Here is a 25,925-nt window from a genome sequence, read left to right as displayed (position 1 = left end):
CGCCGAACGGGGTGGACAGCCTCAGCCTTGTTGCAGCCCCGCCCGGTAGGTCAGGGTCTGCAGCAAGGTGGTCTCGTCTTTCCGGAACTGCTCTTCCAGCTCGCGGATCCGCGTACTGCTCTGCTCCGCGCTGTCATCGGGATAGCGGTCGAACAGCTCCGTGACGCTGTTTTCGAAGTTGTCTTTCAGCCTACGAAACGCCTCGGCGTGGGTTTCCCGCAGATACGTCGTCCAGAAGTCGCACTGGCTGGCGTAGTCCAGCATGGCCTGGCCCGTCTCATCGGCAGTCACCCGCTCCAGTGCCCGGTCCAGTTCGCCGGCGCGGATATCCGCCACACTGCGAAACAGCATGTGCCGCGGCGGCTGAGGAAGGTCCAGCGTTTCTGCCCAGCGCAGGCGATAGGCCAGACGCACTTCGGCCTCATCGCGCCCCACGGCCTGCTCGCGGGCAATGCTATCGAGCCGCTGCGAACGGAACAGCCGGCGCATCAGTCGATAAAGCTCCTCGCCGCGGTGCTCGGCAGGCACCTCGCGCAGGGCCCGACGCGTGTACACCTGGATCTCCATCTGGTTGAACTCCATGCGGATGCCGTCGGGGCAGGTGTCGTAATCACGAAACTGCTGCAGCGGCTCCTGGGCCATGCCATCGAGCAGCGCGCACAACGACGGGTCTTCCACCGCAGCCTGCAGGACCTCCCGGACACGGCCGGTCAACTCGACGCGGACGCCCGCATTGCGATAGTCGGCGCTTTGACGCAAGCGCTCGATCAGACCGAGCAAGTTGCCCGCCGAGCCGCCCTCCTGCAACTGCTCCCAGTGCCTGGTGAGGGCTTCGTTTTCTTCCACCGTGCCGGCGTTCCACGCCTCGGCCCCCGCCGGAGCTTCATCGCCGGCGGCTTCGGTTTCTGCCTCGTCCCAACTGAACTCCGCCTCCGAATCGGAGCTGTGCGCCTCGTTGTGCAGGCAGGCGATTTCCGGCGGAAGGTCCATGGCAAAGGAATAGGGACGGTTGAAATGCTGCGACATGTGGGCGCGGGTCATCACCTCGCGACTCAACGGATTGCCACGCAGCGACACTTCGGTGGCGCCCAGCTCGGAGCGCCGGTTCTCCAGCAGAAACGCCGGCAGGTCGGTCAACTGGTTGCCGTCCAGGTTGAGGAACTCGATATTGGCCGGAAGCAATGGCTGCAGCCACTCCGGCCATTGGGTCAGCGCCATCCTGGCCAGGCTGATGCTTCTGCCGCGGTCGTTCCAGACCCTCATATTGCTGATGTCACCCAACCGGTTGCCATCGAGCTGGACGTAACCCAGCGAGGGCATCCCGCCCAGAAAATCCATGGTCTGCTGGTCGATGGTCAAACCCGCGTCCGTCACCGAAAGGTCTTGCAGGCCGGTCAGCCCTGCCAGCTCCGGCGGCAGCCTGTCCAGAGGCTGGGCCACACCGGTGACCTGCAACTCTTCCAGGTTGTTGAACCGTCGCAGGAAACGCCCGAGCGCCGCCGCATCGCCGCTCGGGCGGACCAGTTCCATGCGCCGGACCCGCTGAAGGAAAAAGGCGGGCAAGTCGGCCACGAAATTGTCCAGCACCGGCTCCTGCAGATTGAGCATGGGCCGGTGGCCGACTTCCAGTTGATCGCGCCAGAACCCGAGCATGGTTTCGACCATCAGCCGCCGTGACCCGGCCGGCTCTGCCGCATCCGCTGGCGTGCTCAGCTCGCCTTCGACCCAGCGCTCCAGTACCTCGCTCAACCCGGCATGCTCTTCCAGCCCGCGATTGATCTGGCTCTCCATGGCGGCGGAGACCGTCATCTGATAGGTGAAGCCTTGCCCTCGCTGCTCACTCAACCGAAGGTCCATCACCGTGCTCCAGAGCAACCGGTTACCGTCCAGGTTCAGCCGTATCGGCTGCGTCCGGGTGGCCGCATTGCTGAACGCCTCGGCGGGCAGTTGCGTCAGGTGGTTGCCGGCCAGGGACACCTCGCCGATCCGGCTGATCGCCGTGCTGTCCAGCCACAGCGGCCAGCGCTGCAGGTTGCACCCCTCCAGCCCCAGAAAATCCAGCCGCAGACCTTGCAATCCGTTGATCTCCATTTCATCCAGGCGATTTCCGCTCAGGTCGAGGCGACGCAACTGGCGCAAACGGGCCAGGCTGTCGATCTGCACCCGGGCAATCCGCAAATGCAGGTTTACCAGGCGCAGTTCCTGCAGAAGCGGGGCCGACTCGGCGATGAACGGCAACGACGACCAGGGCCAGTTGCCGCCCCGTATCTCCAGCGAGGTCAGCGCCGGGAACTGGCGCAGCACCCGATCCCAGCCGCCGCGGCGAATGGTGGCGCCGTCTGCGGCCATTTCGAGGCCGGACAACGGCACCACATTGCACAACTCCAGACGCTGGACGCCCTCGCAGAAATTCGCCGGCAGATAGTCCGGGAAGTCGCCAAGGTGAACCGCGTCCAGCCTCAGCGGCTCGACCGCCTGGCCACGCTCGGGAAGAATCCGGCTTCGCCAGTGCCGCCACAGGGCCGCTTCGATGCGCTGGCGGCTGTTCTGTTGCAGCCACTCCAGCTCAGGGTCGATGGCACTGGTCCGTTGTATCAGGCTCTGTCGCAACACCCGTGACTCTTCCAGAAGCAGGTCCAGACGCCGGTCGATCTGCGCCCGGCTCAACCCTGCCCCATAAAGGGTTTGCAGGGTTTCCTCGGGGTGAGCATCGGTGAGTTCGAGCAGACGCAACTTGTCCAGCAGGGTCGCTTCGCTGACGGGGCTGCCCGGCCGGCCACTCAGGGGATAGCCAATACGCCCGTCGGCCAGGCGCATGGGTGAACGCGTCCCCGGTTCGAGCGCTTGCATGTTCAGCAGGCGACGCAGCCGGGCCTCGTCAGGCGCGGGCAGTGCGCGCATCTTCTCCTGCAGGGACGCTTTGTCGACAATACCCAGCGCTTCCCGGTGTGGCGTTGAAAGGCACTGCAATACCGCGTCGTACCAATCGCGGGTGACCTGCCCCTCTGCCGCCCGATAGCCTTCAGCGCTCTCGATCAGCACCCGCAGCTCGGCCGCGTTCTGCTCGCCGATGCGCCCCAGCAGGTTGCCGTGGGCCCAGCCGTCACGCGACTCCAGGGTCAACGCTGGCGGCCAGTCGGGAAGCGATGCCAGGCGGTCCCACAGCAGCCGGCCGCTGTCGGGGTTGTGGCCGATGTCCAGGTAGAGCCCTTCGCGGGCACGGGCCAGGCGCACCTTGTGCTGATAGGCCCGGGCTTCTTCGGCGACGCGCAACGGCACCCGGCCTTCCTCGCTCAGCCGCGACCACTCGCCCGGGGAAATCTGGGCCAGGATCTCGTCCACCACCTGATTGGGCAGCCCGGGAAACTGCCGTTGCAACAGCAGCCCCTCGGCCGACAGGGCCGGCTGCAGTTGCTCCCAGGCGGCGTCGAAGGTCGCGGTATCCAGCGTACCTTCGGTCTGAAGCCGCTCGGCCAGGTGAAAACGCTGCGCGACATCGCGCAGCAGGGCCGGCGCCTGCCCCCCTTCGACCAGCATGTGCCTCAGCTCGGCTTCGCGGATATTGCTCACCGCCAAGACCTGCAGCGCACGCTCGTCTGAGAGCCCCGCATAGAGCGGCCCCAGGCGACGGAACAGGCTCAGGCCCTGCCAGGTCTGCGGCTCATCGAGCTCGTGCAACCAGGTGCCCGCACCGTTGTGCCGCAGTGCCGGCTGGTAGGCGAACGGTCGAGAAGGATGCTCCAGGCGAAACACGCCATCGGCGCCCTGCTCGACCGCGTAGGTCTGCCCGTCCAGCTTCAGCCACTGGCGCCCCTGATGCTCGTAGAGCCCCTGCGCATCGGGCTCCAGTTCCGGCGGCAGCGCGATGTCGCGGGCGAACGGGGCGAGATCGGGCTTCCACCAACGGGTACTGCCATCGGCCAGCCGCACCGGACGCAGGCTCTCCAGCGCCGACGGCAGCTTCACCGCGCCTGCCGAAGACGCGACTCCCAGCGCTGCCGCGACGGCCACATTCTCGACCACGTCCATCAGGTAGGCCAGTGCCTGGTCACGCTCGCCCTTCGCCAGACTGTCGATGCCCTCGAAGATCTCGTAGCCCGCCTGCGCGGCCGCCACCGCCATCATCAGCTCGCCCAGGCCTGGCACCACGAACCCCGCGACATTCAACACATTGACCGTCACCGTGGTGAAGTAACGCACCTTGTCCATGAGTGACTTGTGGTCCTGGGCGGCCGTAGGTACCGCGTGGAAGCGCCCGTCAGCGCGCAGGGCCGCCAGCTTGCGCGCCAGCAGCGCGTCAGGCAGCGCCAGTTCCAGGGGCACCGTCTCGAACCGTGGCGATGCCTGCACATCCAGGGTGCCTTCCTCATACCAGCCACCTTTGTTCCAGCGCCTGGGGTAGAAGGTCTGGTACAGCCGGCGCAACAGCACGGCACGCTCGCGGGCCGGAATGAAACGGGCGAAGAAGGTGCGGTAACCGGCATCGCGCAGGCGCCTGCGCAGTTCCAGGCAGGCGGCCTGGGCAGAACTGAACTGCTGCATCACGCAGACCGGATCGCCGGGAACATACAGCACCACCGGAATGATCAGGTCCCGCGCCAGCTGCGGCAGGCGGAACAGCAGCACGCCAGTCAGTTCCACGTCCCACAGCTCGATCGCCGCGCAATACGATTTGTCGGTATCGGGCGCCGTCTTCGCACTCACCAGCGCCTGCAACGTGTAGTAGGCGGCCTTGGTGATCTGCGAACGCAGGCAGGCCAGGTGAAGATGGAGCTGCAGCGTCGATGCCTCGACGGCTTTGAAGGTGCTGCTGCGCCGCTCGCCGGGCGGGTTGAACACGCTGTCGATCAGGCGCTGGTATCGCCCGCCCAGGTCCAGCTCACGGCACAGCGCGGCGAAGGCCGAAGGCGCCATGGCCACCGCGATCTGTTCGGGATTCGACTCAGGACCGGAAACCCAGAAGATCCGCGCCAGTTGGCCGTCCTTGTCCATGCCGCCGGGCTCGGCTTCATGGGCTTCGAAATTCTGCAGGGCCGCGTCCAGCAGCGACTGGGTCGCCGCCTTCAGGGCCTGCACCACCCGCACCACGGGATCCTGGGACAGGGCGAGGAAGGAGTCATCCACCACCACCCGAGCGGCATTGAACAGGCGAATCGTGCGCACATCCAGATCAAGGCCGAAACGCTCCTTGATCGCCGCCCGCAGCAAGGGCTCGGCGAAATCCCCGGGGGCCGGCAGCTCGGTCAGCCAGCGCCTGACCAGGGTTTCGTTGCTGCGATGGCTGGCGTACTCCTCGTGCAGTGTCGCCAGCAACGATGGCGAGTGGCCAAGTGTCTGTTCCACCCATGGCAATGGCGGCATACCCGTGCGCCGCAGCGCGCTGCGCTCGGCCTCGGTCGCATCGAGCAGGGTGGATGGCAGCTTGCGGGTGATGAGTTGGTGAAGTGGGGCAAAGCCTTCGGCAGCTTCGCCCGGTAGCGCGTTCGACTGTGGAGTGGCGGACATTTGAGCACCTGTCTTCCGTGAAAGGAGGACTCAGCGTAAAGGCGCTCGCGGACCGAAAAAAAACGCAAATTACCTATCGAAGCGTGCCGGGACCGATCAACAATCAGCACCTGTTCCAGCGCTATGTAACACCCCTGGCCCCCCTGCAAACGGACGACGAATTGCCGTGGTGAATCTGCCCTCAGACGTTTCCGATCTGCACGGGATGTATTATCGTGGCCGTCTGCGCTGTGCGCGGCCTGACTTTTCAGGCAATTGCCAACCGATTCGAGGGTGCCATGAGCAACGAAAGCATTAACTGGGACAAGCTGGGCTTCGATTACATCAAGACCGACAAGCGCTACCTTTCGGTGTGGCGCAACGGCGAGTGGGACGCGGGCACCCTGACCGAAGACAACGTCCTGCACATCAGCGAAGGCTCCACTGCCCTGCACTACGGCCAGCAGTGCTTCGAAGGCCTCAAGGCATACCGCTGCAAGGACGGCTCGATCAACCTGTTCCGCCCTGACCAGAACGCCGCGCGCATGGCCCGCAGCTGCGCCCGCCTGCTGATGCCGCACGTACCGACCGACGTCTTCGTCGAGGCGTGCAAACAAGTGGTCAAGGCCAACGAGCGCTTCGTTCCGCCCCACGGCAAAGGCGCGCTGTACCTGCGTCCGTTCGTGATCGGCGTGGGTGACAACGTCGGCGTCCGCACCGCGCCGGAGTTCATCTTCTCGGTCTTCGCCATCCCGGTCGGTTCGTACTTCAAGGGCGGCATGACCCCGCACAACTTCGTCATTTCCAGCTTCGACCGCGCAGCGCCACAAGGCACCGGTGCCGCCAAGGTCGGTGGCAACTACGCAGCCAGCCTGATGCCAGGCGCCGAGGCCAAGAAATCCGGCTTCGCCGACGCCATCTACCTCGACCCGCTGACCCACAGCAAGATCGAGGAAGTCGGTTCGGCCAACTTCTTCGGCATCACCGGCGACAACGAATTCATCACCCCGAAATCCGCCTCGGTGCTGCCGGGCATCACCCGTCTGTCGCTGATGGAACTGGCCGCCTCGCGCCTGGGCCTGAAAGTGATCGAAGGCGACGTGCTGATCGACGAGATCGGCAAGTTCAAGGAAGCCGGCGCCTGCGGTACTGCTGCAGTCATCACCCCGATCGGCGGTATCCAGTACAACGGCAAGCTGCATGTGTTCCACAGCGAAACCGAAGTCGGCCCGGTCACCCAGAAGCTCTACGCCGAACTCACCGGCATCCAGAGCGGTGACGTCGAAGCGCCAGCGGGCTGGATCGTCAAGGTCGCCCTCTAAGCTGCAAGCCGTAAGCTGCAAGCTGCAAGAAAAAGCCGATGCACCGCGCTCCGCTTTTCTCTTGCAGCTTGAAGCTTGCAGCTTGAAGCTCCCTCCCCCCCAACATAAATTTCCTTTAATCCGGGCCTTGCCTATTCTTTGGCACAATCAATTACCACACGTTGCCCAGGTAAGAGCATGCCCCGCGTACTGACTATCGAAGACGATGCCGTCACCGGCCAGGAGATCGTCGCCGAACTTTCCAGCCACGGCCTGGAGGTCGACTGGGTCGACAACGGCCGCGAAGGCCTGGCCCGCGCCATCGCCGGCGGCTACGACCTGATCACGGTCGACCGCATGCTGCCCGAGGTCGATGGCCTGACCATCGTCACCACCCTGCGCAACCTGAAGATCACCACGCCGATCCTGATGATCAGCGCCCTCTCCGATGTCGACGAGCGGGTCCGCGGCCTGCGGGCCGGCGGCGACGACTACCTGACCAAGCCCTTCGCCTCCGACGAAATGGCCGCCAGGGTCGAGGTATTGCTGCGCCGCAACAGCGTGCCCATGACCCAGACCCGCCTGCAGGTCGCCGACCTGCAACTGGACCTGATCAGCCATGAAGCCCGCCGTGGCGAGCAGTCGCTGAACCTGCTGCCTACCGAGTACAAGCTGCTGGAGTTCCTCATGCGCCATGCCGGCCAGGTCATCACCCGGATGATGATCTTCGAGGAAGTCTGGGGGTATCACTTCGATCCCGGCACCAACCTCATCGATGTGCATATCGGCCGCCTGCGCAAGAAGATCGATGCGCCTGGCCAGACGCCGCTGATTCGCACCGTGCGAGGCTCCGGCTATGCCATTGCCGAACCCGTCTAAAGGCTGGAGCTCGTCCACCAGCCGTCTGCTGGCGCTGTACAGTTTCCTGTTCGTGGCCTGGAGCAGCATCCTCATGGGGGTGCTGTATTTCGAGGTTTCCAGCTACCTGAACAAGCTCACCCGGCATTCCCTGCTGCAACGCCAGCACCTGTTCGCCCACATGAGCGGCAAGCAACTGGACGACGCCCTGGTCGCCAGCCAGGCCTTCGAGGAACGCAGCTTCGATGCCTACGGCCTGTTCGACCCGCAGTTCAACCCGCTGGGCGGGCAGATCCGGCAGATGCCGGTGGAACTGGGCCTGGACGGCCGCATCCACGAAATCAGCCGCTGCCTCGACGCCGACGACCCGCGCCTGCCACGGGACAGTTGCGACGCGGTAGCGATCAAGGTCCGCGACGGCCGCTGGCTGGTGCTGGTGCGGGACAACGGCTCGCTGTTCGTGGTCACCCGGATCATTCTCCACGCCCTGCTCTGGGGCCTGTCACTGACCATCATTCCCGGTATCGCCGGCTGGTACTGGTTGCGCCGCCGGCCGCTCAAGCGCATCCGTGCAATCCAGGCCACTGCCGAACAGATCGTCGCCGGCGACCTCACCCGCCGCCTGCCGCTGTCGCAACGGCGGGACGAACTGGACATGCTGGCCGCCATCGTCAACGCCATGCTCGACCGCATCGAGCGGCTGATGCACGAGGTCAAGGGCGTCTGCGACAACATCGCCCACGACCTGCGCACGCCGCTGACCCGCCTGCGCGCGCAGCTCTACCGGATCCGCCAGCAGGCCGGCGACGACGCCCCCCAGGCCGAGGCCATGGAACAGGCGATCGCGGAGACCGACACGCTGATGGCGCGCTTCCGCGGACTGTTGCGCATCAGCGAGCTGGAAGACCGCCAGCGCCGTGCCGGCTTCGTCGAACTGCCGCCACAGGCCCTGCTGGAAGAGCTTCACGACTTCTACCTGCCACTGGCCGAGGACGGCGAAATCGCCCTCGAACTGCGTATCGCCGAGCCGCTGCCGTCCCTGTTCGGCGACCATGAACTGCTGTTCGAAGCCCTGGCCAACCTGGTGGGCAACGCCATCAAGTTCACCCCTGCCGGTGGCCGGGTGCGGATCAGCGCCGACAGCGACGCCAACGGTGTGCAGATTACTGTGGAGGACAGCGGCCCGGGGATTCCGGTGGACGAGCGGGAAACGGTGTTGAAACGCTTCTACCGCAGCGAGGAAGGCCACCGCCATGCCGGTTTCGGCCTGGGGCTTTCGATCGTCGCGGCGATCGTCGACCTGCACGGGTATCAGCTGGAGGTGGGGGAAAGCGAATGGGGAGGTGCGCGGTTGGTGGTGCACTGCCGCGGGCAGGTTTGAACGGCTGATGGCCTCATCGCTGCGGTTCGGCGCCCCGACAACGCCGGCTCCCACATGAACTGCATGTGCAGGACCCTGTGGGAGCCGGCGTTGCCGGCGATGAGGCCATCACCGGCAACAAAGAACTCAGTCGGCCAGGCGCCAGGTGGTCTCGCCTTTCTTGTCTTCCAGCACCACGCCCATGGCCGCGATCTGGTCGCGAATCCGGTCGGATTCGGCCCAGTTCTTCTCGGCCCGTGCCTGCAGGCGCGCCTGGATCAGCGCTTCGACTTCGGCGGCATCGACCTTGCCTTCGGCACCCGCACGCAGGAACTCATCGGCCTCCAGTTGCAGCACACCCAGCAAACCACCCAGCTCCCGCAGGCGACCGGCGAGACCAGCAGCAGCTTGTGCATCGCTCTCGCGCAGACGGTTGATCTCGCGGACCAGGTCAAACAGCACGGCGCAGGCTTCCGGCGTGCCGAAGTCGTCGTTCATCGCGGTGGCAAAGCGCTCGACATACTCCTCGCCACCCTGTGGCGCCACCAGCGGCAGGCCGCGCAGCGCGTGGTAGAAGCGCTCCAGCGCGCCTTTCGAGTCGCGCAGGCTGTCTTCGGAATAGTTGATGGCGCTGCGGTAGTGGCTGGACACCAGCAGGTAACGCACCACTTCCGGGTGATACTTGTCGAGCACGTCGCGGATGGTGAAGAAGTTGTTCAGCGACTTCGACATCTTCTCGCCGTTGATGCGGATCATGCCGCAGTGCATCCACGAGTTGGCGTACTGCTTGCCGGTGGCGGCTTCGCTCTGGGCGATCTCGTTCTCGTGGTGCGGGAATTCCAGGTCGCTGCCGCCACCGTGGATGTCGAAGCTCTCGCCCAGGCAGCAGGTGGACATCACCGAGCACTCGATGTGCCAGCCCGGACGGCCCGGGCCCCATGGCGACTCCCAGCTCGGCTCGCCCGGCTTGACGCCTTTCCACAGGACGAAGTCCAGTGGGTCCTGCTTGGCCTCGTCCACTTCGATCCGCGCACCGATGCGCAGGTCTTCGATCTTCTTGCGCGACAGCTTGCCGTAGCCGACGAACTTGCCGACGCGGTAGTACACGTCGCCATTGCCCGGCGCGTAGGCGTAGCCCTTGTCGATCAGGGTCTGGATCATCGCGTGCATGCCGGGGATATGGTCGGTGGCACGCGGCTCCAGGTCCGGCGGCAGGATGTTCAGGCGGCGCTCGTCCTCGTGCATCGCATCGATCATGCGCGCGGTCAGGGCATCGAAGGTCTCGCCGTTCTCGTTGGCACGGTTGATGATCTTGTCGTCGATGTCGGTGATGTTGCGCACGTAGGTCAGGTCGTAGCCGCTGTAACGCAGCCAGCGGGTGACCAGGTCGAAAGCGACCATGCTGCGGCCGTGGCCCAGGTGGCAGAAGTCGTACACGGTCATGCCGCAGACGTACATCCGCACCTTGTTGCCGTCCAGCGGCTTGAATACTTCCTTGGTCTTGCTCAGAGTGTTGTAGATGTTAAGCACGAAAATTCCTCAGCTGCCCCAGGAGTCACGCAGGGACACGGTGCGGTTGAATACCGGACGGCCTGGACGGGAGTCTTTCAGGTCGGCGCAGAAGTAGCCTTCGCGCTCGAACTGGAAGCGGTCTTCAGGCTGGGCGTTACCCAGCGACGGCTCGGCACGACAACCGCTGAGCACCTGCAGCGAGTCTGGGTTGATGTTGTCGAGGAAGCTGCCGCCCTCTTCGGCTTTCTCCGGGTTGGCCGCACGGAACAGGCGGTCGTACAGGCGGACTTCGCACTCGACGCTGCCTTCGGCCGGCACCCAGTGGATCACGCCCTTGACCTTGCGGCCCTCGGGGTTCTTGCCCAGGGTGTCCGGATCGTACGAGCAGCGCAGTTCGACGATGTTGCCGTCGGCATCCTTGATCGCCTCGTCGGCGCGGATCACGTAGCTGCCGCGCAGGCGCACTTCACCGGCCGGCTCCAGGCGCTTGTAGCCCTTCGGCGGCTCTTCCATGAAGTCGTCGCGGTCGATGTACAGCTCGCGGGCGAACGGCAGGACGCGCACGCCCATGTCTTCCTTCGGATGGCGCGGCAGTTCGAGCTGCTCGACCTGGCCTTCCGGGTAGTTGGTGATGACCACTTTCAGCGGACGCAGCACGCACATGGCGCGCGGGGCGTTGCGGTCGAGGTCGTCACGGATGCTGAACTCCAGCATCGACATGTCGACCACGCCGTCGGAACGGTTGGTGCCGATCATTTCGCAGAAGTTGCGGATCGAGGCCGGGGTATAGCCGCGGCGACGGAAGCCCGAGAGGGTCGACATGCGCGGATCGTCCCAGCCCTCGACGTGCTTCTCGTCCACCAGTTGCTTGAGCTTGCGCTTGCTGGTGATGGTGTAGTTCAGGTTCAGGCGGCTGAACTCGTACTGGCGCGGCTTGGTCGGCACCGGCAGGTGGTCGAGGAACCACTCGTACAGCGGGCGATGGCCTTCGAACTCCAGGGTGCAGATGGAGTGGGTGATGCCTTCGATGGCGTCGGACTGGCCGTGGGTGAAGTCGTAGTTCGGGTAGATGCACCACTTGTCACCGGTCTGGTGATGGTGGGCATGACGGATGCGGTAGAGGATCGGGTCGCGCAGGTTCATGTTCGGCGAGGCCATGTCGATCTTCGCCCGCAGCACGCGCTCGCCGTCCTTGAACTCGCCGGCTTTCATGCGGGCGAACAGGTCGAGGTTTTCCTCGACGCTGCGCTCGCGGAACGGGCTGTTCTTGCCAGGCTCGGTGAGGTTGCCGCGGTATTCCCTGGCCTGCTCGGGGGTCAGGTCGCAGACGTAGGCGTTGCCGGACGTGATCAGGTCCACGGCCCAGGCATGCAGCTGGTCGAAGTATTCGGAGGCGTAGCGCACCGGGCCGGTCCACTCGAAGCCCAGCCACTTGACGTCTTCCTGGATGGCGTCGATGTACTCCTGGTCCTCTTTGGCCGGGTTGGTGTCATCGAAACGCAGGTGGCAGGCACCGCCGAATTCCTTGGCCAGGCCGAAGTTCACGCAGATCGACTTGGCATGGCCGATGTGCAGGTAACCATTGGGCTCAGGCGGGAAACGGGTGACGATGCTGCTGTGCTTGCCCGAGTCCAGGTCGGCCTGCACGATCGGGCGCAGGAAATTGACGGGAACGGCTGGCGCGCCTTTGGCGGCATTGGGAGCGGTGTCAGCGGTGGGCTTGCTCATTAGGATCCTTGGAATTCCGGTCTTCGGCCCGGGTAGGCCGGTTGAAACAAAGCGCTTATCATAGCCGAAGCCGTCGCGCCGCCGACAGCACCGCGCCGACAAACCGGCTGGATAATCACGGCGCACGGTAAAAAAATCGATTTCAGCGCCGCCACAAGCTTCAAGCGGCAAGCCACAAGAGAAACCGATGCGCTTTTTCTTGCAGCTTGCGGCCTGAAGCTTGAAGCTACGCCCCCTTCAAAATGCCTTCAAAAGCGAGTTCAAACATGGCCAAAGTCAAACTGAGCACCAACCACGGCGACATCATCCTGCAACTGGACGCTGAAAAAGCGCCACTGACCGTGGAAAACTTCCTCCAGTACGTGAAAGACGGCCACTTCGACGGCACCATCTTCCACCGTGTGATCAAGGGTTTCATGATCCAGGGCGGCGGCTTCGACACCAACATGAGCCAGAAGAAAACCCGCGCCAGCATCCAGAACGAAGCCGACAACGGTCTGCCGAACAAGAAGTACTCGATCGCCATGGCCCGTACCATGGAGCCGCATTCGGCCTCCGCGCAGTTCTTCATCAACGCCACCGACAACGGTTTCCTCAACCACAGCGGCAAGAACGTGCAGGGCTGGGGCTACGCGGTGTTCGGTGAAGTGACCGAAGGCAAGGACGTGGTCGATGCCATCGAAGGCGTTGCCACCGGTTCCAAGGCTGGCCACCAGGACGTGCCGAAGGACGACGTGGTCATCCAGAAAGCCGAGATCATTGAGTGATACTGCTGATCTCCGATCTGCATCTGCAAGAAGAACGCCCGGATATTACCCGGGCGTTTCTTGATCTGCTGGCCACCCGCGCCCGCGATGCACGAGCCCTGTACATCCTGGGCGACTTTTTCGAAGCCTGGATCGGCGATGACGGCATGACGCCGTTCCAGACCTCCATCTGCCAGGCGTTGCGCACGCTGAGCGACAGCGGCACCCAGGTGTTCCTGATGCACGGCAACCGCGATTTCCTGATCGGCAAGGCGTTCTGCAAGGCCGCCGGTGCCACCCTGCTGCCGGACCCCAGCGTGGTGGAGATGGGCGGCGAGCCGGTGCTGCTGATGCACGGCGACAGCCTGTGCACCCGCGACGAAGCCTACATGAAGCTGCGCCGCACCCTGCGCAACCCGCTGAGCCTGTGGATCCTGCGGCACTTGCCGCTGTCCACCCGGCGCAAGCTGGCGCGCAAGCTGCGCAGCGAGAGCACGTCGCAGACCCGCATGAAGGCCAACGACATCATCGACGTGACCCCGGAGGAAGTGCCGCGGATCATGCGCGAACGTGGCGTGCGCACCCTGGTCCACGGCCACACCCACCGTCCGGCGATCCACAAGCTGACCCTCGACGACGGCAGCGCCGCCCGGCGCATCGTCCTCGGCGACTGGGACCGCCAGGGCTGGGCCCTGCAGGTGGACGAGCACGGCTTTCAGCTCGCGCCGTTCGAGTTCGCCTGACCCCGCGCCTCGCGGGTTCTACCGCGAAGCGCTGCCGACCTGAGTCCCCCGCCGCCGCAATGTCTGCGACGGCAACTCGCCGAACCGCTGCCGGTACCCCTCGGAAAACCGCCCCAGGTGCATGAAGCCGTAATCCATCGCCAGTTCGGTGACGCTGCGTACCGGACAGGTGGCGTCGCCCAGGCATTCGTGCAGCCGCTCGAACTTGCGCTGCAACACGTACTGCTTGGGCGTGGTGCCCAAATGCCGGTCAAACAGCGCGTAGAACGAACGCAGGCTCATGCAGGCCTGTTCGGCCAGGACCTCGGCCGGCAACTCCAGCTTCAGGTTGCGCTCGATGTAGTCGAGAATGCGCTCCAGGCTCGCCCCGGGCGATCCCAGGCTCTCGCGCCGGATATTGGTGCTCATCAGGGTCAGCAGCTTGCTCACCAGGATCTGGCTGTAGTGCCCTTGCACCCGTGGCAGCGAATCGCTGACCTCGGCCTCCTGACAGACCATCGCCAGCAGGTTGACGAAGCCTTCCAGCTCGTCGAGCCGGTAGTGGTTGCGCAGGAAACGTACGCCATCGCTGGGCCGCTGCCAGCGCTGTTCGTCACACAGGGCGTCGAGCAGGCGGGTCGGCACCTTGAGGATGAATTTCTCGCAGTCCTCGGAATAGGTCAGGTCCACCGGCTCGTCGGGGTTGATCAGCAACAGCTCGCCCGGCAGCAGGTAGCGCTCGCCTTGCCGGCCGCGCCACAGGCAATTGCCGTCCAGCAGCACTTGCAGGTGATAGATGGTGTCCAGCGCCGGCGAGGTGACGCGCACGCTGCCACCATAGCGAATCCGGCACAGGTCCAGTTCGGCGAACTTGCGGTGGCTCAGGCTGGCCTGGGGATGGGTGGTGCGGGACAGGCCGATGCAGTGCTGGCCCACATGCCGGTTGACATAGTCGGAAACGGCGTACGGGTCGGCATGGTGGAACACGCTACTGCGCTCGCTCAGCAGGCGGCTTTCCATAGGCAAGGCACTCGATATCGTTATTGTTCTGTTCGCCGTCGCTCGATGGCGCCGGTCGTTCACGGTGGTTCGATTCTAGCGCCACGGCCGGCAGCCCGATCCGGCAGCCGACCGTCGGCGGATAACACTCACACTAAGCAAACACCGGAGGCCGGGCAAACGCGCCATCGACGAAATCGTGCGGACAACGGACACACCGCAGCCCGGCCTTGGGCGATCAGCGGACACTCAGAACAGTTGCCACGTATAACTGAGGATCAGCCGGTTCTCGTCGATGTCGCTGCGGTAGTTCGAGCGTGCCATGGCATTGCGCACGCGGATCCCCAGCCCCTTGAACGCACCGCTCTGCACCGCGTAGGTCAGGTCCAGGTCACGCTCGCGGTCCTTGCCTTCGTAGCCCTGCCCGGTGTCGACGTTGTCGCCGGTGATGTAGCGCACCGACGCGGTCAGGCCGGGAATGCCCAGGGCGACGAAGTTGTAGTCGTAGCGCAGTTGGTACGAACGCTCGTCGGTGTAGGCGAACTCGTAGGTCGGCACTTCGTTGCCCAGCGGCGTGATATTGGCGAACACCCGCGGGAACGGGCTGTCGCCGTACATCGCCTGGTAGCCGGCATGCAGCGCGTGGCCGCCCAGGCGTGCGGTGAACAGTGAGAAGAACGCCTGATTGTCGATGCGCCCGAGCAAGGCATCGCCCTGCTCCCAGGCATTGAAATAGCCGAGGTTGGCGCTCAGTACCCAGGCCCCCACGGGCTGGCTGTGCTTGAGGCCGACGAAACCCTGGCGATAGATATCCTCCAGTTGCCCGAACCACAGGCTGGCACTGCTCTGACCACCGTTGAAGGCATAGTCGCCGCCCAGGTAGTCGAAGCCGTCGCTCTCGGCCTGGCGTTGCGGAACATGACCGAGCATGGCGTTCATCCTGCCGTCGCCGGCTTCGTTGCGCAGGTGGGTCGAGCGCAGGTGCCCGGCCTGCAGGGTCAGGCCGTCGATCTCGCTGGAACTCAGGCTCAGGCCCTGGTAGGTCGGCGGCAGCAGGCGGATGTCGCTGAACGTCAGCACCGGCAGGTTGGGCTGCAACTCGCCCACCCGCAGCTCGGTCTTCGACAGACGCACCTTGAAGGTCGGCGCCAGCCGGCTGTACTCGCTGGCGGCGCGACCGTCACCGTGCACCGGCAACAGCCCGGTGTTGACCCGGTCGGGGCTGCTGTCCAGGCGAATACCCAGCAGGCCCAGGGCATCCAGGCCGAAGCCCAGGGTGCCGGGGGTGTAGCCGGACTTGAAATCGAGGATGAAGCCCTGGGCCCACTCCTCGGCCTTGGACTGCCGGTTGGCGCCGACGATGTCGGAGAAGTCGCGGCTGAAGTAGTAGTTGCGGGCGCCGAGGGTCGCCTTGGCGTCCTCGAAGAAGCCGCTTTCGGCGGCCAGCAGGTGTGGGCTGAGCAGGCTGATGCCCAGTGCGACGCAAGGGGTGTGGTTCATTCCGAAGCTCTCTTGATCTTGTTGTTATGGGTAAGGCGCTGGAATACGAAAGGTCGCGGGTGACGGTGCTCCTTCTAAGGGTCGCGGCGCAGGACCGCGCGAGGTTGTGGCGCGCGCAGGCGCAACAGGCCGTGGGCAGCAAGACCGAACAGCAGCCCCCAGAACGCCGCCGACAGGCCGAGGAAAGACACGCCGGAAGCGGTCACCAGGAAGGTGAACAGGCCAGCGTCGCGCTCCGTCGGCTCGACCAGGCTGCGGGTCAACGCCTCACTGATCGCGCCATACAACGCAAGCCCGGCCAGTGCGGCGATCAAGGCGGCGGGAAAGGCGGCGAACAGCGACATCAAGGTCGCCCCGGCAATGCCCAGCAGCAGGTACAGCAGGCTGCCGGACAGCGCGGCGATGTAGCGCCGGCGCGGGTCTTCGTGGGCTTCGCGGCCGGTGCAGAGGCTGGCGGTCACCGCCGCCAGGTTCAGGCCATGGCAACCGAACGGTGCCAGCAGCGCACCGCCCAGGGCACTGGCGCTGATCAGCGGGCTGACCGGGGTCGGGTAGCCGGCGCTGCGCAGCACCACCATGCCCGGCATGAACTGCCCGGTCAGGGCCACCAGCACCAGCGGCAAGGCCAGACTGAACAACGCGGCAAGGCTGAAGTGCGGAACGATGAACTGCGGCGAGGCCAGCTCAAGGACCAGGGCTTCACCGCGGAACTGCCCACTGCCGACCGTCACCAGTGCCCCTACCAGCAGTACCGCCGCCACCGCGTAGCGTGGCCGCAGCCGACGCATCAGCGCATAGGTGACGAACATCGCCGACACCAGCAGCGGTTGCAGCGGCAAGGCGCGAAACACCTCGACGCCGAAACTGAACAGAATGCCAGCCTGCATGCCCGCAGCGATGGAGCCCGGCAGGCGCGCGATCAGCCGGTCGAAGGCGCCGCTCAGGCCGATCAGCAGCAGGATCAGATTGGCCAGCAGGTAGGCGCCAACGGCCTGTTCCAGCCCCAGTTGCGGCAGCGCCGTGACCAGCAGCGCCGAACCGGGGATCGACCAGGCGATCACCACCGGCACCCGGCAGCGCAGGCTGAGCGCCGCGCCCAGCACCGCACTGCCGAGGGAGACGGCCCAGACCCAGGACGACAACAGTCCGTGGGACAGCCCGGCAGCCTCGGCGGCGTGGAAGATGATCACCAAGGGGCCGGCGTAGGAAATCATCGTCGCGATCAGGCCGGCGACGATGGCGGACAGGGAGCAGTCCTGGATCAGGTGTCTCATGGCAGTGCTCCGGCGCGGATCATGAAGTCTCTGGCCTAAAACCCTGTAGGAGCGGCTTTAGCCGCGATTGGTCGCGCAGCGACCACAAAACCTGTATCCCGGGTGTGTCATCCCGACCGGGGACTCAGGCTTTACGACGGCTACGCCGCCGTTCGCGGGCTGAAGCCGCTCCCACAGGGGGTTCCATCAGCATTGAGATAGCCGGTCAGGCCTCCTGCAAGGCCCGTGGACGGTTGCTGCGGGCTTCGGCGTCGCTGTCCGCCGCCTTCTGCAGGTGGAAATCGAACACCAGCTCGGCATGCCGTCCTTCGGCGCCCTCATGGAACACCACGTCGCCCACCAGGCCATCGCGGGTGGCGTAGGCGAAGTCGTCCCACAGGTATCGGTCGCCGGACAGGTTGATCTGGGTGGTCAGGTGGCGATGCCCCGGCGCCGAGATGAAGAAGTGCACGTGGGCCGGGCGCTGGCCGTGGCGGCCCAGCAGGTCGAGGCATTCCTGGGTCGGCCCTTGCGGGTCGCAGCCATAGCCGGACGGCACGATGCTGCGGGCGCGGTAACGGCCTTCGCTGTCGGTGATGATCCGCCGGCGCAGGTTGTAGTCCGACTGGCTCTGGTCGAAGAACGAATAGGTGCCGCGGGTATTGGCGTGCCACAGGTCGACAGTAGCGCCGGCCAGCGGACGGCCCTCGGGGTCGAACACCCGGCCTTGAAGCAGCATCGGCGTGGCGACGCCCGCCTCGCTGCCGTCATCCATGCGTGCCTCGCCCTGGCTGATGGGCGCCCCCGCCACGTACAACGGGCCTTCGATAGTGCGCGGGGTGCCGCCGGTGAGGCCGGCCTCGGCGTCCTTGGCGTCCTGCAGCAGGTCGAGGAAATGCTCGATGCCCAGGCCCGCCACCAGCAGCCCGGCCTCGCCGCGCCCGCCGAGGCGATTGAGGTAATCGACGGCGTGCCAGAACTCGTCCTCGCTGATCTCCAGGTCTTCGATCAGCCGGGCGGTGTCCTGCAGCACGCGCTGGACGATGCGTTTGAGGCGCGGGCTGCCCTCGTCATTGCCGAAGCCGGCGGCCTGCTCGAAAAAGCCCTGGATGGCGGCAGTCTGGGAAATCTTCACGGTCATGATTGCGGTCCTCTCTTTGTTCTTGTGATGGCGCGAAAATCAGCGGTCGTCGCTGTGGATCGACGAGGGATGCCGGCACAGGCCGTTGACCTCGATATCCATGTAGGGAAACAGCGGCAGTTGCATCAGCAGGTTGTGCAGGTCCTCGACGCTGGGCACGTCGAACACGCTGTAGTTGGCGTAGTGCCCGGCGATGCGCCACAGGTGGCGCCAGCTGCCCTCGCGCTGGAGGTTCTGCGCCAGGGCCTTTTCGTCGGCCTTGAGCTGCGCAGCCTTGGCCGGGTCCATGTCGACCGGCAGTTTCACCGTCATCTTTACGTGGAACAGCATGGGGTTCTCCTTGGCTTAGCGACGGGCGAAGCGCTTGAGTTGCGCCTCGTCCAGGGTCAGGCCGAGGCCTGGGGTGCGTGGAACGTGCAACTGGAAATCGCGATAAACCGGCGCCTCGTTGACGATCTCTTCGGTCAGCAGCAGCGGCCCGAACAGCTCGGTGCCCCAGGTCAACTGGCGCAGGGTGAGGAAGGCGTGGGCCGAGGCCAGGGTGCCGACCGAGCCCTCGAGCATGGTTCCGCCATACAGGGCGATGCCCGCCGCCTCGGCGATCTGCGCGGTGCGCAGGACAGCGCGAGGGCCACCGTTCTTGGCGATCTTCAGGGCGAAGATGCTGGCGGCACCGTCGGCGGCGAGGCTGAAGGCGTCTTCCACGCTTTCGATGGATTCGTCCGCCATGATCGGTGCCGGGCTGCGCTGGTTGAGGCGGATCTGGCCGCCACGGTTGATGCGCGAGATCGGCTGCTCGATCAGGTCGATGCCGTTGTCCCCCAGCACCTGGCAGGCGCGCAGGGCCTGGGACTCGTCCCAGTACTGGTTGACGTCGACCCGCACGCTGGCCTGCTCGCCCAGTTCGCGCTTGATGGCGATCACGTGCTTGAGGTCCTGCTCCACCGGGTTGGCACCGATCTTCAGCTTGAACACCCGGTGGCGGCGGATCTCCAGCATGTGCCGGGCTTCGGCGATGTCCCGGGCGGTGTCGCCGCTGGCCAGGGTCCAGGCCACCTCCAGGCTGTCGCGCACGCGGCCGCCAAGCAGTTCACTGACCGGCAGGCCAAGACGCTTGCCCTGGGCGTCCAGCAACGCACTCTCGATACCCGACTTGGCGAAGGTGTTGCCCTTGGCCAGCGTGTCCAGCCGGAGCATGGCGGCGTTGATGTTGTCCGCCGCCAGGCCATTCAGGGCCGGCGCCAGGTGCGCGTCGATGTTGGCCTTGATGCCTTCGGGGCTCTCGTAGCCATAGGCCAGGCCGCCGATGGTGGTGGCCTCGCCGATGCCTTCGACGCCGTCGCTGCAGGTCAGGCGCACGATCACCAGCGTCTGCTGCTGCATCGTGTGCATCGCCAGCTTGTGCGGGCGGATGGTCGGCAGGTCGACGATGATCGCCTCCAGCCGTTCGATTGTCGGGCTTGTCATGCAAGGCCTCCGGTGGCTTCAGGAAAAAGGGTTCAGGCCTCGACCGCCGTGGCCACGGACTGGCGCCGGCCGCTGGCCAGGTGCACGGCCATGGCCAGGGCGGCGACCGCGCCGGGGATGGCGAAGGCGAGGAAATTCAGTTGCAGCGGCAGGTTGATGCCCATCAGCGCGCCCCCCAGCAGCGGGCCGACGATGGCGCCATTGCGGCCGATGCCCGAGGCCCAGCCAAGGCCGGTGGAACGCACCGACAGGCCGTAGAGCTGCGCGGCGCCGGCATAGAGCAGGATCTGCGTGCCGATGGTGGTGGCGCCGGCAATGAAGATCAGCAGGTACAGCACCGGCATCGGGCTGTTGACCCCGAGCAGGCTGATCGACAGCGCCGCAGCGAGGAAGAACGCCACCTTCACCTTGACCAGGTTGTAGCGATCGCCCAGCCAGCCGCCGAGGATGGCCCCGGCCATGCCGCCGAAGTTCAGCGCCAGCAGGAACGACAGGCTCGACCCGAGGCTGTAGCCGGCGTTGGCCATCAGCTTGGGCAGCCAGGAACTGAGCGCGTAGACCATCAGCAGGCAGCAGAAGAACGCCAGCCACAGGGCCAGGGTGCGCACCGCCAGGCCGTTGCGGAACAGCTCCAGCACCGAGGCGCCCTGGCCCTTGCGGTCGCTGGCCTGCAGCACGTCGCCGGGCTGCAGGTCGCAGGCCGGATCGAGGCGCTTGAGCAAGGCACGGGCTTCGTCCGTACGGCCCTGGCGAACCAGGAAACCGATGGACTCGGGCAGGTAATACAGAATCACCGGCAACAGCAGCAGCGGCAGCGCGGCGGCGAAGAACATCGACTCCCAGCCAAAGCGCGGCAGCAGGAAGATGCCGATGCCAGCGGAGAGCATGCCTCCCAGCGAATAGCCGCTGAACATGATTGCCACCAGGGTGCTGCGCAGGCGCTTGGGCGCGTACTCGTTCATCAGCGCCACGGCGTTGGGCATCAGTCCGCCGCAGCCGAGCCCGGCGAAGAAGCGGTAGAGGCCAAACTCGGTGGGGCTGGCGGCGAAGCCGTTGAGGATGGTCGCCCCGGAAAACAGCGCGAAGCAGATGGCGATGCCCTTCTTGCGCCCGATGCGGTCGGCCAGGCTGCCGAATACCAGGGCGCCGAACATCATGCCGAACAGCGCGTAGCTGCCCAGGGCGCCGGCCTGCAGGGGCGTCAGGCCCCACTCCTTCATGATCACCGGCAGCACCACGCCGTAGATGAACAGGTCGTAGCCGTCGAAGATCAGCAGCAGGCCGCACCAGGCCATGACCATCCAGTGAAAGGGGGAAAAGCGTGCGTTATCGATGATCGGGTGGATATCAAGGGTTCGCATGGCATCTGTCTCTCTTGTTTTTGTTGTTCGAGGAAAACCTTGCCGGGGTGGCGCTCAACCGAGGTCGCCGCCCCCCACCGGCAGGACGGTGCCGGTGATGTAGGAGGCCTCGTCGGAGGCCAGGAACAGGATCGCGCCGACCTGTTCGTCGATGCTGCCGTAGCGGTTCATCAGGCTGCTGGCAAGGGTCTGGTCAACGATCTGCTGGTACCAGCCCTTCTCTTCGGCGCTCTGCTCCTCGGCATTGCGCGGGATGCGCCGGGGTGGCGCTTCGGTGCCGCCGGGCGCGGTGGCGTTGACCCGGATGCCGCGGCCGGCGGTCTCGAAGGCCAGGCAGGCGGTCAGCGCGTTGACGCCGCCCTTGGCCGCGCCGTAAGGCACACGGTTGACGCCACGGGTGGCGATGGACGAGACGTTGACGATGGCGCCACGCCCGCGTTCCAGCATGTACGGCAGCGCCGCGTGGCAGCACCACAGGGTGGGGAACAGCGAGCGGCGTACCTCGGCCTCGATCTGCGCCGCGTCGTAGTGTTCGAAGGGCTTGGCCCAGATGGTGCCGCCGACGTTGTTGACCAGGATGTCCAGCTGGCCGAAGGCGTCCACGGCCGCCGCCATGACCCGGGTGCAATCGCCGTGCAGTTCGAGGTCGGCGGTCAGGGTCAGCATGCCCTCGCCGGCAAGTTCGTGGACCAGCTCGGAACGGTCCACCGCCACCACCCGCGCGCCCTCGGCCTTGAGCCGCCAGCACACGCCCCGGCCAATGCCCTGGGCGGCACCGGTGACCAGGGCGACCTTGCCTTGGAATCGGTTGTTCATGTTCAACTCTCCTGAATCGGCAGTGAGGCTGCCGGCCCCATCGCCGGCAAGCCGGCTCCCACAATAAAAAAGGGGCCGCCCGCACCCGCACGATGCGGGCAGCCCCATGAGCAATCCGGCCGGGCGATCAGGCCGCCGCCGCGAACTTCTCGAAATAGAAGTTCGCCGGGGTGATGCCCTGCTCGCGCAGGTACTTGCTGACCGCCTCGACCATCGGCGGCGGGCCGCACAGGTACACATCCACGTCGCCTTCGTTGAGGTGGCCGGGTTCGATGTGCTGGGTCACGTAGCCCTTGCACGGGTACTGGCTGTCGGGGTTGGCCACGCAGGCGGCGAAGGTGAAGCCGGGGATGCGTTGCGCCAGGTCTTGCAGGCGCTCCAGCTCCACCAGATCGAAGTCGTTGGTCACGCCGTAGATCAGGTGCACCGGGTGCGCACTGCCCTGCTCGGCGATCTTCTCCAGCATCGCGGTGAACGGCGCGAGCCCCGTGCCACCGGCCAGCAACAGCAGCGGGCGCTGGATCGGCCGCAGGTAGAAGCTGCCCAACGGGCCGGCCAGGGTCATGCTGTCGCCGGCCTTGGCCAGCCCCGTGAGGAAGCGGCTCATCAGCCCGCCCGGCACGTTGCGGATCAGGAAACTCACCTCGCCTTCCTTCGGCAACGAGCTGAAGGAATAGGCGCGGCTCTGGTCGCTGCCCGGCACCTTGAGGTTGACGTACTGCCCCGGCAGGAACGCCAGGCGGCTCAGGGACTCGCCCTTGATCGACAGCGAGATGGTGCTCTGTGACAACTGGCGCACATCGCTGATGGCCGCCTCGAAACTGGCCTGCTCGGTCTTGCACAGTTGCGACGAGGCCGGGATGCGCACCACGCAGTCGCTCTCGGCGCGCATCTGGCAGGTCAGCACGTAGCCCCGGGCGATCTCGTCCTCGCTCAAGGCATCCTCGATGAAGTTGTCGCCCAGGTCATAGCGCCCGGACTCCGCCTGGCACTTGCAGGTGCCGCAGGCGCCGTCGCGGCAGTCCAGCGGAATGTTGATGCCCTGGCGATAGGCGGCGTCGGCCACGGTTTCGTGCCCGTCAGCCTGGATGAAACGGGTGACCCCGTCCTCGAAATTCAGCGCGATCTGGAAGCTCATGGTGCACCTCGCGGGCGAGTCCGGCCGCGGCGCGCCCACTGGCACACCGACCGGCCCTCGCCGATACCTCAGATGTGATAGATGTCGATGACCTGACGGACGTAGTCGTTCTTCAGCACCACTTTCTTGCTCAGGATCAGCGGCTGTTCGCCGCGCAGATCGAGGGTGTAGAAGCTGGTGCCGAAGTAGCTGTCGGTGGTCTTGTAGCGGAAGCTCAGGGTGTGCCAGTTGAAGCGCACACGGCATTGCTCCGCATCCTGTTCGAGGATCTCGATGTTGGCGATGTTGTGGGAGGTACGGGTGTCCGGCACCGTGGCGCTGGAGCGCTCGGTCTTGATGCGGAACACCCGGTCTTCCAGGCCGCCGCGGTTGCCGTACCAGATCAGCGAGATCTCGCTTTGCGGATCTTCGGTGAGGCGGTCGTCATCGTCCCAGGACGGCATCCAGAAGGTCGCGTTGGCAGCGTAAAGCTCCAGCCATTGGTCCCACTGGGCATCGTCCAGGTAGCGCGCTTCGCGGTAGAGGAAATCGCGTACGGTGTCATGCAGGTTCATTGCACGGCCTCCACGGGAATCAACGACGGCTCCTGCTGCTGCAGCGCCTTGAGCATGGTTTCCTGCCAGTACTTGTGCTGCAGCACGAACAGGCCCTCGTCTTCGGTGCGTACGCCGGACAACAGCGGCCGCAGCTCGATTTCCTTCGCCGCTTCATCGGCACCTTCGATCCAGTGGGCCGCGCCGCGGGACATATCGTTCCAGCCGGTGCCGCCGCCGTAGCCGGTCTGGCAGGAGCGGAACTCTTCCAGATCGTCCGGAGTGGCCATGCCGCTGACGTTGAAGAAGTCTTCGTACTGGCGGATGCGCTGGGCACGGGCCTGGGTACTCTCGCCCTTGGGCGCGATGCAGTAGATGGTGATCTCGGTCTTGTTCACCGAAATCGGCCGGGCGATGCGGATCTGCGAACTGAACTGGTCCATCAGGTAGACGTTGGGGTACAGGCACAGGTTGCGCGAGTTCCCGATCATCCAGTCGGCACGAGCCTGGCCATGGTCGGCCACCAGCTCGGCGCGGCGCTCGAAAGCGGGCCGGTCCTCGGGGTTGGCCCAGCGGGTCCAGAGCAGCAGATGGCCGTGGTCGAAGGAGTAGAAGCCGCCGCCCTGCTTGGCCCAGGCGCCGGCGCTCATGGTCTTGATTTCTTCCCCGGCTTCGCGCTGCTTGCGCTGGTTCTGGGTGGCGGCGTAGTTCCAGTGCACGGAACTGACGTGGTAGCCATCGGCACCGTTTTCCGCAGTGAGCTTCCAGTTGCCTTCGTAGATGTAGGAACTGGAACCGCGCAGCACTTCCAGGCCTTCGGGGGACTGGTCGACGATCATGTCGATGATCTTCGCCGACTCGCCCAGGTGTTCCACCAGCGGCTTGACGTCGGCCTTCAGGCTGCCGAACAGGAAGCCGCGATAGGACTCGAAGCGTGCCACCCGGGTCAGGTCGTGGGAGCCGTCGCAGTTGAAGCTGTCGGGATAGCCGGCGTTGGCCGGGTCCTTGACCTTGAGCAGCTTGCCGCTGTTATTGAAGGTCCAGCCGTGGAACGGGCAGGTGTAGCTGGATCGGTTGCCGCGCTTGTGCCGGCAGAGCATGGCGCCGCGGTGGCTGCAGGCGTTGAGGAAGGCGTTGAGTTCGCCGTCCTTGTTGCGGGCGATGAAGATCGGCTGGCGGCCCATGGTGAGGCTGAGGAAGTCGTTCTTCTCGGGGATCTGGCTTTCGTGGGCCAGGTAGATCCAGTTGCCCTCGAAGATGTGCGTCATCTCCAGATCGAACAGGCGCGGGTCGGTGAACATCTCCCGCTTGCAGCGGTAGACGCCCGATTCCCGGTCGTCCTCGAGCATGGCATTGAGGTAGTCGAATCCCAGGGACATGGCCAGGGTCTCCATTGTTATTGTTCAGGCCAGGTCAGGTTAGGGGCGCAGGGCGCGGGGCAATATCCGGATCGTGCAGACCGTTATCCACTTTGTGCACGCAGCTTCAGGTGCGTATCTGTCTTGGACAAAAGCTTACAAAGCGAAGGGGCAATGACCGACATACGCCAGTTCTGGCGGTGCTATCGTATGGCCATTATGTGAACTGGTTCACACAACAGCACAGCCGAACATGGATGCCGGAAACCATTGCAATAGACGGGGCGTTATCCGAAAAGCCAGACGAGTAGGACTTTATAGGGAGATAGACCGCATGAATGCTCAAGCACAAGTGGGTGGCTGGACCGAACTGCACGCGCTGGACTCCAGCGAACAGGAGGTATTCAACCAGGTCACCTCGCAACTGATCGGTGCGAAGTACGAGGCACTGGAAGTCCGCTCCCAAGTGGTCAATGGCATCAAGTACCAGTTCGTGGCTGACCAGACCATTCCTGGCTACGAAAGCTCCAAGCGTGTGGCTGTGGAAGTCTATGCACCGGCCGGCGGCACCCCGAGCATCATCTCGATCACCACGCTGCTGCTGGGCTGATCGCATCAACCCTCGGGCGCATGGATCGCGCGCCCGAG

Annotated in this window: 20 protein-coding genes; 6 read left to right on the top strand and 14 right to left on the bottom strand. The window is 65.1% G+C overall.

From position 1 onward, the window contains the following. Positions 1-21 precede the first annotated feature (21 nt). The gene (locus tag AC05QJ_RS12485; RefSeq protein ID WP_476747148.1) at positions 22-5,505 is read right to left on the bottom strand and encodes an NEL-type E3 ubiquitin ligase domain-containing protein; all 5,484 of its coding nucleotides are present in this window, start codon (positions 5,503-5,505) and stop codon (positions 22-24) included. A gap of 278 nt (positions 5,506-5,783) precedes the next feature. On the opposite strand from AC05QJ_RS12485, the gene AC05QJ_RS12480 reads away from it, so the two are divergent. The 3 genes from AC05QJ_RS12480 to AC05QJ_RS12470 all read left to right on the top strand — a co-directional run bounded on the left by AC05QJ_RS12480 (position 5,784) and on the right by AC05QJ_RS12470 (position 9,024). Then, positions 5,784-6,806 carry a branched-chain amino acid aminotransferase gene (locus AC05QJ_RS12480; protein WP_476747147.1) on the top strand — a complete coding sequence of 341 codons (1,023 nt, stop codon included), beginning with the start codon at positions 5,784-5,786 and terminating at the stop codon, positions 6,804-6,806. Between the two features lie 177 nt (positions 6,807-6,983). Continuing rightward, positions 6,984-7,664: a response regulator transcription factor gene (locus AC05QJ_RS12475; RefSeq protein ID WP_476747146.1), complete on the top strand. Its 681-nt coding sequence runs from the start codon at positions 6,984-6,986 to the stop codon at positions 7,662-7,664. Beyond that, positions 7,642-9,024, top strand: a complete 1,383-nt coding sequence (locus tag AC05QJ_RS12470; protein WP_476747145.1) for a sensor histidine kinase — start codon at positions 7,642-7,644, stop codon at positions 9,022-9,024. The genes AC05QJ_RS12475 and AC05QJ_RS12470 overlap by 23 nt, the downstream gene beginning before the upstream one ends. Positions 9,025-9,150: 126 nt before the next feature. Here the strand turns inward: AC05QJ_RS12470 and cysS are convergent, their stop codons facing one another. Both cysS and AC05QJ_RS12460 read right to left on the bottom strand, forming a co-directional pair. After that, positions 9,151-10,533, bottom strand: coding sequence for a cysteine--tRNA ligase (cysS, locus tag AC05QJ_RS12465; RefSeq protein ID WP_476747144.1), 1,383 nt, complete (start codon positions 10,531-10,533; stop codon positions 9,151-9,153). Between the two features lie 9 nt (positions 10,534-10,542). Continuing rightward, positions 10,543-12,243, bottom strand: coding sequence for a glutamine--tRNA ligase/YqeY domain fusion protein (locus tag AC05QJ_RS12460; protein ID WP_476747143.1), 1,701 nt, complete (start codon positions 12,241-12,243; stop codon positions 10,543-10,545). 266 nt (positions 12,244-12,509) lie between these two features. Here AC05QJ_RS12460 and AC05QJ_RS12455 point away from each other — a divergent pair, with 266 nt between their 5' ends. Together AC05QJ_RS12455 and lpxH are read left to right on the top strand one after the other, a co-directional pair. Beyond that, positions 12,510-13,010: a peptidylprolyl isomerase gene (locus AC05QJ_RS12455; protein ID WP_476747142.1), complete on the top strand. Its 501-nt coding sequence runs from the start codon at positions 12,510-12,512 to the stop codon at positions 13,008-13,010. Continuing rightward, positions 13,007-13,732 carry a UDP-2,3-diacylglucosamine diphosphatase gene (gene lpxH, locus AC05QJ_RS12450; RefSeq protein WP_476747141.1) on the top strand — a complete coding sequence of 242 codons (726 nt, stop codon included), beginning with the start codon at positions 13,007-13,009 and terminating at the stop codon, positions 13,730-13,732. Before AC05QJ_RS12455 ends, lpxH begins: the two co-directional genes overlap by 4 nt. An 18-nt stretch (positions 13,733-13,750) precedes the next feature. On the opposite strand, the gene AC05QJ_RS12445 is transcribed toward lpxH, so the two are convergent. From AC05QJ_RS12445 to benA, 11 genes are all read right to left on the bottom strand, one after another. Next, positions 13,751-14,731 (bottom strand): AraC family transcriptional regulator, encoded by a 981-nt coding sequence (locus AC05QJ_RS12445; protein WP_476747140.1) that lies wholly within the window; start codon positions 14,729-14,731, stop codon positions 13,751-13,753. Between the two features lie 228 nt (positions 14,732-14,959). After that, a complete protein-coding gene (locus AC05QJ_RS12440) occupies positions 14,960-16,210 on the bottom strand; it encodes an OprD family porin (protein ID WP_476747139.1) in 1,251 nt (416 codons plus the stop codon). A gap of 74 nt (positions 16,211-16,284) precedes the next feature. Next, positions 16,285-17,484: a benzoate/H(+) symporter BenE family transporter gene (locus tag AC05QJ_RS12435; RefSeq protein ID WP_476747138.1), complete on the bottom strand. Its 1,200-nt coding sequence runs from the start codon at positions 17,482-17,484 to the stop codon at positions 16,285-16,287. A 205-nt stretch (positions 17,485-17,689) separates the two neighbouring features. Next, positions 17,690-18,604, bottom strand: coding sequence for a catechol 1,2-dioxygenase (gene catA / locus AC05QJ_RS12430; RefSeq protein WP_476747137.1), 915 nt, complete (start codon positions 18,602-18,604; stop codon positions 17,690-17,692). 39 nt (positions 18,605-18,643) lie between these two features. Beyond that, positions 18,644-18,934, bottom strand: a complete 291-nt coding sequence (gene catC / locus AC05QJ_RS12425) for a muconolactone Delta-isomerase (RefSeq protein ID WP_476747136.1) — start codon at positions 18,932-18,934, stop codon at positions 18,644-18,646. A 15-nt stretch (positions 18,935-18,949) separates the two neighbouring features. Then, positions 18,950-20,071, bottom strand: coding sequence for a muconate cycloisomerase family protein (locus tag AC05QJ_RS12420; protein ID WP_476747135.1), 1,122 nt, complete (start codon positions 20,069-20,071; stop codon positions 18,950-18,952). Between the two features lie 32 nt (positions 20,072-20,103). After that, complete coding sequence (locus AC05QJ_RS12415; RefSeq protein ID WP_476747133.1) at positions 20,104-21,432, bottom strand: MFS transporter; 1,329 nt, start codon at positions 21,430-21,432, stop codon at positions 20,104-20,106. A gap of 54 nt (positions 21,433-21,486) precedes the next feature. Continuing rightward, complete coding sequence (locus tag AC05QJ_RS12410) at positions 21,487-22,248, bottom strand: 1,6-dihydroxycyclohexa-2,4-diene-1-carboxylate dehydrogenase (protein ID WP_476747132.1); 762 nt, start codon at positions 22,246-22,248, stop codon at positions 21,487-21,489. Positions 22,249-22,375: 127 nt separating this feature from the next. Next, complete coding sequence (benC, locus tag AC05QJ_RS12405) at positions 22,376-23,386, bottom strand: benzoate 1,2-dioxygenase electron transfer component BenC (protein WP_476747131.1); 1,011 nt, start codon at positions 23,384-23,386, stop codon at positions 22,376-22,378. Positions 23,387-23,454: 68 nt separating this feature from the next. After that, entirely contained in the window at positions 23,455-23,940 is a 486-nt protein-coding gene (gene benB / locus AC05QJ_RS12400) for a benzoate 1,2-dioxygenase small subunit (protein ID WP_476747130.1), read from the bottom strand. Continuing rightward, positions 23,937-25,298: a benzoate 1,2-dioxygenase large subunit gene (benA, locus tag AC05QJ_RS12395; protein ID WP_476747129.1), complete on the bottom strand. Its 1,362-nt coding sequence runs from the start codon at positions 25,296-25,298 to the stop codon at positions 23,937-23,939. The genes benB and benA overlap by 4 nt, the downstream gene beginning before the upstream one ends. Before the next feature lie 313 nt (positions 25,299-25,611). On the opposite strand from benA, the gene AC05QJ_RS12390 reads away from it, so the two are divergent. Further along, a complete protein-coding gene (locus tag AC05QJ_RS12390) occupies positions 25,612-25,887 on the top strand; it encodes a cystatin family protein (RefSeq protein WP_476747128.1) in 276 nt (91 codons plus the stop codon). The last annotated feature ends 38 nt before the right edge of the window (positions 25,888-25,925 follow it).

The organism is Pseudomonas sp. TUM25319, from assembly GCF_056388475.1.
Note: the sequence above shows the minus strand (reverse complement) of the source record. Positions and strands in the feature narration are given on the sequence as shown.

Bases quoted from the DNA above. Each gene is read 5' to 3' on its own strand.
- AC05QJ_RS12485 (WP_476747148.1), bottom strand. From the start codon at position 5,505: ATGTCCGCCACTCCACAGTCGAACGCGCTACCGGGCGAAGCTGCCGAA.
- AC05QJ_RS12480 (WP_476747147.1), top strand. From the start codon at position 5,784: ATGAGCAACGAAAGCATTAACTGGGACAAGCTGGGCTTCGATTACATC.
- AC05QJ_RS12475 (WP_476747146.1), top strand. From the start codon at position 6,984: ATGCCCCGCGTACTGACTATCGAAGACGATGCCGTCACCGGCCAGGAG.
- AC05QJ_RS12470 (WP_476747145.1), top strand. From the start codon at position 7,642: ATGCCATTGCCGAACCCGTCTAAAGGCTGGAGCTCGTCCACCAGCCGT.
- AC05QJ_RS12460 (WP_476747143.1), bottom strand. From the start codon at position 12,243: ATGAGCAAGCCCACCGCTGACACCGCTCCCAATGCCGCCAAAGGCGCG.
- AC05QJ_RS12455 (WP_476747142.1), top strand. From the start codon at position 12,510: ATGGCCAAAGTCAAACTGAGCACCAACCACGGCGACATCATCCTGCAA.
- AC05QJ_RS12445 (WP_476747140.1), bottom strand. From the start codon at position 14,731: ATGGAAAGCCGCCTGCTGAGCGAGCGCAGTAGCGTGTTCCACCATGCC.
- AC05QJ_RS12440 (WP_476747139.1), bottom strand. From the start codon at position 16,210: ATGAACCACACCCCTTGCGTCGCACTGGGCATCAGCCTGCTCAGCCCA.
- AC05QJ_RS12435 (WP_476747138.1), bottom strand. From the start codon at position 17,484: ATGAGACACCTGATCCAGGACTGCTCCCTGTCCGCCATCGTCGCCGGC.
- catA (WP_476747137.1), bottom strand. From the start codon at position 18,604: ATGACCGTGAAGATTTCCCAGACTGCCGCCATCCAGGGCTTTTTCGAG.
- catC (WP_476747136.1), bottom strand. From the start codon at position 18,934: ATGCTGTTCCACGTAAAGATGACGGTGAAACTGCCGGTCGACATGGAC.
- AC05QJ_RS12420 (WP_476747135.1), bottom strand. From the start codon at position 20,071: ATGACAAGCCCGACAATCGAACGGCTGGAGGCGATCATCGTCGACCTG.
- AC05QJ_RS12415 (WP_476747133.1), bottom strand. From the start codon at position 21,432: ATGCGAACCCTTGATATCCACCCGATCATCGATAACGCACGCTTTTCC.
- AC05QJ_RS12410 (WP_476747132.1), bottom strand. From the start codon at position 22,248: ATGAACAACCGATTCCAAGGCAAGGTCGCCCTGGTCACCGGTGCCGCC.
- benC (WP_476747131.1), bottom strand. From the start codon at position 23,386: ATGAGCTTCCAGATCGCGCTGAATTTCGAGGACGGGGTCACCCGTTTC.
- benB (WP_476747130.1), bottom strand. From the start codon at position 23,940: ATGAACCTGCATGACACCGTACGCGATTTCCTCTACCGCGAAGCGCGC.
- benA (WP_476747129.1), bottom strand. From the start codon at position 25,298: ATGTCCCTGGGATTCGACTACCTCAATGCCATGCTCGAGGACGACCGG.
- AC05QJ_RS12390 (WP_476747128.1), top strand. From the start codon at position 25,612: ATGAATGCTCAAGCACAAGTGGGTGGCTGGACCGAACTGCACGCGCTG.